The following is a 7,910-nucleotide window of genomic DNA, read 5'->3' on the forward strand; positions in this document are numbered from 1 at the left end:
GCCCGCGCCCGACCGGCCGGCCGGTGCCACGCACACGACGACGGCTGCCCAACTCGGCGCACCCGCCCGGCCGCTCCCCGTCCGGGGCGCCGCCGCCCCCGCGCAACTGCGTGGAGCCGGCCCCCACCCCGGCGACCACGACCCACTCGCAGCGAACCCCATCAAGGAGTAGATGCCCCATGGCGACCGATATGCCGTCCGGTCAGGTCTCGGACCTCGACTGGCTGCTGAGCGGCCTGGTCCAGCGCGTGCCGTACACCCGCAGCGCGGTCCTGCTCTCCGCCGACGGGCTGGTGAAGTCCCTCCACGGCATGGATGCCGACAGCGCCGACCACATGGCGGCGCTGGCGGCCGGCCTCTACTCGCTCGGCCGCAGCGCCGGGGCGAGATTCGGGGACAACGGTGAGGTCCGGCAGGTGGTCGTGGAGCTCGACTCGACGCTCCTCTTCGTCGCCACCGCCGGCTCCGGCACCTGTCTGGCCGTCCTCGCCGGCCGCAACGCCGACGCCGCCGTCCTCGGCTACGAGATGACCATGCTGGTGAAGAGTGTGCGGCCCTACCTGATGACCCCGGTGAGACAGACGGCCGGGACACCGGGCGCCGCGGGGCTGTGACCATGGCGGTCACCCAGGACGGACCGCTGCTCGACGACGCGGCGGGCCGCCTCATCCGCCCCTACACGGTGAGCAACGGCCGTACCCGTCCCACGGCCGTGCTCGACCTGCTGTCCCTCGTGATGGCCACCGGGAGCGTTCCGCAGACCCACCTCGGCCCCGAGCACTCGGTGGCCCTGGGCCTCTGCGAGGGCCCCACGTCGGTGGCCGAGATCGCCGCACACCTCAGGCTGCCCGCCGTCGTGACCAAGGTCCTCCTCTCCGACCTGGTCGACTGCGGCGCCGTCACCGCCCACGCGCCCGCCTTCCAAGACACGCCCACCGACCGACATCTGCTGGAGGCAGTGCTCGATGGCTTACGACGACAGCTCTGACGGCTACGGCTACCCGGACGGCTCCGGCTACGCGGACGACGGCTCCGGCGGCGGGTACGGGCAGGACACCGCCACCGCCGAGTACCCCGTGCCGCCGGCCGCTCCCGAGGGCTTCCCCGTCGCGTTGAAGGTGCTGGTCGCCGGCGGATTCGGGGTCGGCAAGACGACATTCGTCGGCGCCGTCAGCGAGATCGCGCCGCTGAGCACGGAAGAGCTGCTGACCCAGGCGAGCGCCGCGACCGACAGCCTGGAGGGCGTCGAATCGAAGACCTCCACCACCGTGGCGATGGACTTCGGCCGCATCACGCTGGACGACCAGCACGTGCTGTACCTGTTCGGCACACCGGGCCAGGAGCGCTTCTGGTTCATGTGGGACGAACTCTCGCAGGGCGCGCTGGGCGCGGTCGTGATCGCGGACACCCGCAGGCTGGAGGAGTGCTTCGCGGCCGTCGACTTCTTCGAGCGGCGCGGCATCGGGTTCGTCGTCGCCGTCAACGAGTTCGACGGCGCCTACCGCTACGGCCCCGAGGAGGTGCGGGCCGCGCTCGACCTGTCGCCCGAGGTGCCGGTGGTGCTGTGCGACGCCCGCATGGCCAGCTCCGGCACGGGCACCCTCGTGACGCTGGTCCAGCACCTCATCAACGCCACCGACGACGCCGTGCCACTCCCCGGGCACGCCGGATTCGGGGCCCGGTCGTGATCCCGCGCGCCGCCGGGCGGCTGCTGCTGACCCCCGTGGACAGCGAGGCGCCCGCCCGCACCCGTCGGCTGCGCAGCCTCGGCCTGGGTGAGCGGGAGGACGCCTCGTTCGACAACTTCGACGCCTTCGCCGACCGGGTGGCCGAAGTGACGGGCGTGCCGTTCTCGATGGTCAACTTCATCGACGGGAACCGGCAGTTCTACGCCGGACTGCACACCCCCGCCGGGACCCGCAAGGGCTCGGACCTGGGGGCCACCGCGGCGGGCAGCGGCCGGCACGTGGCCCTCGACCACGGCTACTGCCCGCACGTGGTCGTCCGGCGCAAGGCGCTCGTCCTGGAGGACGTCTGCGACTACCCGCGCTTCGCGGGCAACCCGGTCGTGGACGACATAGGCATCCGCTCCTACCTGGGGGCACCGCTCATCGACCGCACCGGGATCGCCCTGGGCGCCGTCTGCGCCGTGGACACCGTGCCCCGCCCCTGGGGAAGGGCGGGGCTGGACACCATCAAGTCCCTGGCGCGGGAGCTTGTCAGCCACCTCGACCGCAGGGAGGACCACGCCCCCCGCTTCTGATCAGACCTCGACCCTGCGGCCGTCCAGGAACTCCAGCGTCACCGCGTCCCCGGCCGCCCGCACCCGTACGGCCGTGCGCAGCGCCTCCGGGTGCACGCTGTCCCGGGACAGCACCACGAGCGTGACATGGACGGTGACACCGCCCGGGTGGGGAGCGCCGCGCAGATACGGGACCGCCGAGTGCGGTCCGTACGCGTTGGCCTCGACGTCCCGCGCCACCTCGGCGGCCTCCGGCCCGCCGTCCCAGCCGTACAGCCCGACCACCGCGCTGGACAGACCGTCTGCGGTCCGGGCGAGCGCCCAGCCGGGCCCCGAGGCGGCGAACGGGGTCGTCCGGTGCGCCACGGCGTGGCCGCCCTCCCGGATCACGGCGCCCTCGGGCGCCTCGACCCGGTGCACCCGGACCTCCCACGGACCGTGCAGCACGCTCGTCGTGGAGATCCGGTACGCGCGCTCGTCGCCCGGCAGCCGGGCCGCCGACCAGGACGCGGCGACGCGGTCCTCGCAGCGGACCGGGTGGACGCGGCGCCGCCGGGACGGGGTGCCGTCCGGGGCGAGCAGCGCCAGGTGGTTGTCGATGTTCCGGGCGAAGGCGTGCGGCGCGGACTCCGGGGCGGTCGCCGTCGAGTACGCCAGCTTCGCGTAGTGCGGATCGTCGTCGCCCGCCCCCGCGTCCGCGTCGGTGGCGCCCGCCTCCGGGAGCGGGTTGTGGTCACTGCCGTGGTTGACGAGCCGGACGATCCCGTCGTGCCGGGTGCCGTGCAGCAGCCAGCCGGGCGCCGGAAGCGCGGTGTACGTGTCGGACTCCTCGACGGGCAGCGCCAGTTCGCGCGCCGTCCACACCTCGTGGTCCGCCGGGAGGAGCAGCCCGAGGAAGCCCTTGCTCGCCCAGTACGGTGACGCCGGACCGGAGTACGGCTGCGTGGCGGGCAGGAACGTGTCGTACCAGCCGAGCGTCAGCAGCCCCCGTTCGTCGGGTACCCCGCGCTCCGCGAAGTGGCGCAGCGCCCCGGAGGCGAGGCGGCGGGTGAGCCCGGGCGCGAGCGGGGTGCAGTCCGCGAGGGTGCCCATCCACACCGGGGCCAGCGCCGCGAAGCGGTAGCAGAGCGACCGGCCCTGGTGGACAGGGGCGCCGTCCGCGCCGAAGAAGCGGGGGTAGTCCTCCAGGAAGCGGCCGAGGCGTTCCCGGTAGACGGCGGCCCGGCCCCCTTCGCCGTCCGGGCCCGCGATGCGTGCCCACAGCAGCGGGTACAGATGCATGGCCCAGCCGATGTAGTAGTCGAAGTTGCGCCCGCTGCCGTCGGTGTACCAGCCGTCACCGACGTACCAGTCCTCGATCCTGTCGAGCCCGCCCTCGATGTCGGACCTGCTGTACGGGGCCCCGACCGATGCCAGGAACTGCTCGGAAACCACCTGGAAGAGCCGCCAGTTGTTGTCCCAGGTGCGTCCGCCGACGAAGCCGGAGAACCAGTCGGCGACCCGCTCCTGCACCCGGGCGTCGAGCCGGTCCCAGATCCACGGCCGGGTCTCGTGCAGCGCGATCGCGACGGACGCCGCCTCCACGAGCTGCTGCGAGCAGTCCGTGAGGCGCGGCCACGCCTCCCCGCTCCCCGGGTCGGTGCCCGCGGCGAGCCCCGTCGCGTACCGCTCGATCAGCGTGGGGTCGACCGCCCCGCCCGCGCCCGCGATCCGGAACGCGGCCAGCAGGAACGACCGGGCGAAACCCTCCAGCCCGTCCGACACGACACCGGACCAGCTGTTCCGGCCGGGCAGCCGGTACTGGGCGAAGCCCGGTGTCGCGTACGGCGTCAGCGCGTCCAGCATCCGGTCGGCGGTCGCCTCCCAGTGGGCCCGGGTCCAGCCGGTGCGGGAGGACAGGATCCGGTCGGTGGGCGGCAGGTGCAGATGCGGGGCGACGGACATGGCGGTGGTGCTCCTGGTGTGTGCGGGGGCTACTGGACGAGTTCGGCGCGGTGGGTGTGGCCCCGGGAGCCGCCGACGGCGAAGGTGAGCGACGGCCTGCGACCCGGGGTGAGTTCGACGGTGTCGTCGGCCTCCACCACCCTGCGCACGGTGAACGGCAGGCCGACCGTGACGGAGGTCCCCGTCCGGCCCGGGTCGGCGACCGCCACGGACACCCGCCCGCCGCGCCGCCGCACCAGGACCGTCGCGGGACCGGACGCGGTGATGCCCGCGGCCGTACCGGCGGCCCAGAAGTGCACGGCGGTCAGGCCGGTCCTGCGGTCCTCCACCGCCTGCGCGGTGGCGTCGTTGGCGAGGACGCGCACCGGCCGGGACGCCGACCAGACCGCGGTCGCCGCCGCCGAGGCACCGGGCAGCAGCACATAGGCGTACCCGGCGCCGTCGGGCGAGGGGCCGTGGTCGAGCCAGAGGGTGAGATAGCGGCGGGTGACGGGGTCGGTGCTGCCGCCGGTGTCCGCGCCCGTGTCGATGGCCCGCCAGGTGCCGGTGCGCTCCTCGCGCAGGGTGCGCAGGACGGCCCCGTCCGGCAGCACATAGCCGCCGACCCCCTCGATGTGCGCCCAGCGGGCCCGTTCGGAGGCGCCGTTTCCCGAGCGCGGGACGCCGTCCACGAGCAGCCGGTTGAGGCCGTCCGCGCCCAGGTTGCGGTTCTCGATGATCGTCTCGACCGGGTGACCGTCGTCCGAGGTGATGTCCGCGCCGAGTGCCACGACGGTGTTGTCGAGCAGGAACCACGTCTTCCTGGCCCGCAGGCTGCTCCCCGGGGCGCCGATCAGCTCCATCGCGGCGGCGCCGTACCGGCCGTCCAGCGCGGCGCCGCCCGCCACCGCGTTCGGGGGCCGGTAGGTGGAGGTCCCGGCGCCCGTGCCCAGGTCGTCGCGCGGGCGGGTGTCGACCGTGGTGCCCGGCAGGCGGTACGGGTCGACGGTCGGCCAGAAGCCGTCGTTGTACTGCCCGAGGTCGTCGCCGTCGTAGAGGTACGTCATGCCGTCGCCGGTGTACCAGCCGTGCAGGTTCTCGCCGTTGCCCGCCTCGTACGCGGAGATGCGCTTCGAGGACAGCGCGAGGGTGCAGGCCCAGCCGGGGCGGCGGTGGACGACCCGGTCCATGTCGGCGAAGACGAAGCTGCCCGTGGTGCGCGGTGCGGGGCGGATCCCGCGGTCGGCCAGCACCTCCTTGGCCAGGGCGAGTTGGGGCAGGGTGGCCAGCGAGGTGAACGGGGTGGTGCGGTTGCGGGCGAGCCAGCCCTTGACCAGCGAGCGCCAGTGCTCCGCCGGGCCGGCCGGGGCGCCGGTCGCCAGGAGCAGGATCGCTGCGACGGCCGCCGCCCCGTCGCGGTGGTCGCCCGCCCGCTCCCGGGAGACGGCCCGGCCGCGCACCGCGTCCATCATCAGCCCGTCGAAGACCACCGGGACGAAGCTCCGTTCCACGGCCTCGTACATCACCGACACCTTCGGGTCGGTCACCGCCCACGCGGAGCCGGCCAGGAGCGAGAGCAGCCAGGCGGCGCCGCCGAGCAGCACGGTGCCGTAGGAGCCGGTGTACGCCACCTCCGAGTGCTGGACGAATGAGCCGTCCTCGTAGAAGCCGTCACCCGAAGTCGTGTAGCGGAAGAGGCTGTTGCGGCCCGAGTCGCGTACGTCGGAGAGCGCGTCGCGGGCCGACGCCACCTTGTCCGCGTCCTTGCCGAGCAGCCCGCGCAGCGCCACGATCACCGCCTTGTCGGTGCGGTTGGCCCCGGTCTCCGGCAGCGTGGGGGAGTTGGTGCGGCGGTCCGCGTCCGGGCAGAACCGGTCGACGACCGCGAGGTAGTCCGCGAGATCGGCGGCCGGCAGCCGATCTCGCAGCAGGACGCAGCAGTCCATCAGCGCGCGCGGCGCACCGATCTCCCAGAACCACCAGTTGCCGCTCTCGCGCGCGGAGGGGTGGTAGGCCGTGTCGTACGCGAAACGCAGCGCCCCGAGCAGCGCGTCTGCCGTCTCCGCGCTTCCGGAGAGCGCGGTGCCGGGCGTGGCCCACGCGACGGCGAGCGTCCGCAGCCGCGTGTAGCTCTGGCCGAAGTTGCCCGGATCGGTGAGCGGCGCGAGATCGGGCCACAGCGCGGTCCGCCCGGCCGTCCGGTCCAGGGTGTCCCACAGGGCGCCCGCCGTGCCGTCCAGAGCGGCGACGCCTGCGGCGAAGTCGGGGTCCGAGGGGTCGAAAGCGCCGCCGGTGAGCAGGGCCCCGGCCCGCTCCAGGAGAACGTCGAAGTCGTTGACCGGCTCCTCCTCGCGTGTGACGGCCCGGACCGGACCCGTCGTCAGGACCGCCGACGCCGTGGCGCCGCTCACGGCGAGAAGGGTCCTTCTGCTCAGTCGCATGATGACTCCCTTTCCTCGTCGTCGCGGTCTCAGTCGGAGAGTGTGCTCGGGTCCACGGGCGGCTGGGGAAGACGCAGCGCGGCGAGCTCGGCGCGGCCCGTCGCGTCGATGGGGAACGCCCAGGTGCGCACGAAGAAGTCGGTCAGGTCGTAGCCCGCGATCCGGCTGGAGAAGGTGGCCAGGGCCCGGTAGCGCTTGGCGTTCTCGGTGTAGTCGGACTGCGGGTTCTCCTCGCGCACCAGCTTGTGCAGGCGCGGCCAGAAGTCCTCCCCGTAGGCCAGTTCCAGCTGGCGCAGCGGCACCAGCTTCTCGTAGGCCCCGAACGACTTCTCGTAGGTGAGACCCGGCGTGCCGAACTTGTCCCGCGAGCTCTGGAACACGGTCTGACCGCTCGCCGGATCGACCGTGAGGAGGTTGGACGGCTGCTTCAGGGTGCGCTGCGCGGCGAGCGAGTAGATGTTCACGGTGACTTCGGTGAGGCCGCCCGGCTTGTACGCCATCTGCTGATGGAGGTGACCGAGCTCGTGGTACAGCCCCCAGCCCCGGGTGCGCAGGCCCTCGACGGTGGTGGCACGGTCCAGGTAGGCGCGCGGGAAGCCGTTGTAGCCGTGGGTGGCGTAGGCGCCGACGCCGGTGGGCACCTTGCTGACCTCGGTGAAGTGGTACGGCCCGGCCTTGCGCCGGTGCACCGCCTTCGAGCCGTCGAGCCCGCTGATCCGGGCGTGCGAGTCGATGATGGTCTCGACCAGCCGGAGCAGCGCCGCGTGGTCCTCGTCGCGGTGCAGCAGGGCGCCCTCGCGGGTCAGCGTCATGATCGTGTGCGGGGCGTGCAGCTCCACCCAGGGCGACTCGGTCAGCGTGTCCAGCTGGTGCTGGTAGTCCGCCTCGCCGGTCCGGCCCAGCGTGAAGACGGGCATGCGGACCGCGCCGGACCGGAAGACCACGCCCGCCCGCTCGCCGTCGCCGGTGAGCGTCAGGTAGACCGGGCCGCCGTGCGGGTCGGCCACCGTGTTGGCGCCGGCGGTCAGCGGGTAGCCGCGGGGTTCGGTGACCTCGCCGTAGTAGTCCCAGGCACCGATCCAGAGCGTGGGCACGAGGCCGTCGAACGGCTGGACGGTCAGCGAGAGCGGGGCACCGGCGGGCACGTACAGGCCGGTCGGCTGGAACTCCGAGCCGCGCAACGCCTGGGCGAGCCGCAGCCGTTCGGCCTCGGCGGCGGGGCGTCCGGTGACGGTCACGGAGACGGGGCGGCCGGTCGCGGGCCGGGCGTGGGCGGCGGTGGCGGTGAGGCCGAGGGCGGCCGC

At 73.7% G+C, this 7,910-nt stretch carries 7 protein-coding genes; 4 read left to right on the forward strand and 3 right to left on the reverse strand.

The window, feature by feature from the left end; genetic code table 11:
- Positions 1-179: 179 nt before the first annotated feature.
- Genes G3I41_RS28830 through G3I41_RS28845 form a run of 4 tightly spaced genes read left to right on the forward strand, consistent with a single transcriptional unit; the run spans position 180 to position 2,263 of the window.
- Positions 180-614: a roadblock/LC7 domain-containing protein gene (locus tag G3I41_RS28830; protein ID WP_164403316.1), complete on the forward strand. Its 435-nt coding sequence runs from the start codon at positions 180-182 to the stop codon at positions 612-614.
- Between the two features lie 2 nt (positions 615-616).
- Positions 617-988, forward strand: a complete 372-nt coding sequence (locus G3I41_RS28835) for a DUF742 domain-containing protein (protein WP_164403317.1) — start codon at positions 617-619, stop codon at positions 986-988.
- The gene (locus G3I41_RS28840; protein WP_239081886.1) at positions 966-1,688 is read left to right on the forward strand and encodes an ATP/GTP-binding protein; all 723 of its coding nucleotides are present in this window, start codon (positions 966-968) and stop codon (positions 1,686-1,688) included. Before G3I41_RS28835 ends, G3I41_RS28840 begins: the two co-directional genes overlap by 23 nt.
- The gene (locus G3I41_RS28845) at positions 1,685-2,263 is read left to right on the forward strand and encodes a GAF domain-containing protein (protein ID WP_164403319.1); all 579 of its coding nucleotides are present in this window, start codon (positions 1,685-1,687) and stop codon (positions 2,261-2,263) included. Before G3I41_RS28840 ends, G3I41_RS28845 begins: the two co-directional genes overlap by 4 nt.
- Here the strand turns inward: G3I41_RS28845 and G3I41_RS28850 are convergent, their stop codons facing one another.
- The 3 genes from G3I41_RS28850 to G3I41_RS28860 all read right to left on the reverse strand — a co-directional run.
- On the reverse strand, positions 2,264-4,186 hold the full coding sequence (locus G3I41_RS28850) for a DUF2264 domain-containing protein (protein WP_164403321.1): 1,923 nt from the start codon (positions 4,184-4,186) through the stop codon (positions 2,264-2,266).
- Between the two features lie 29 nt (positions 4,187-4,215).
- Positions 4,216-6,606: a polysaccharide lyase 8 family protein gene (locus G3I41_RS28855; protein WP_164403323.1), complete on the reverse strand. Its 2,391-nt coding sequence runs from the start codon at positions 6,604-6,606 to the stop codon at positions 4,216-4,218.
- Positions 6,607-6,635: 29 nt separating this feature from the next.
- On the reverse strand, positions 6,636-7,910 hold a 1,275-nt coding region (locus G3I41_RS28860), incomplete at its 5' end, for a M60 family metallopeptidase (RefSeq protein WP_164403325.1).

The sequence above is a fragment of the Streptomyces sp. SID9727 genome (assembly GCF_010550605.1).
In the GTDB taxonomy this organism is placed as follows: Bacteria; Actinomycetota; Actinomycetes; order Streptomycetales; family Streptomycetaceae; genus Streptomyces.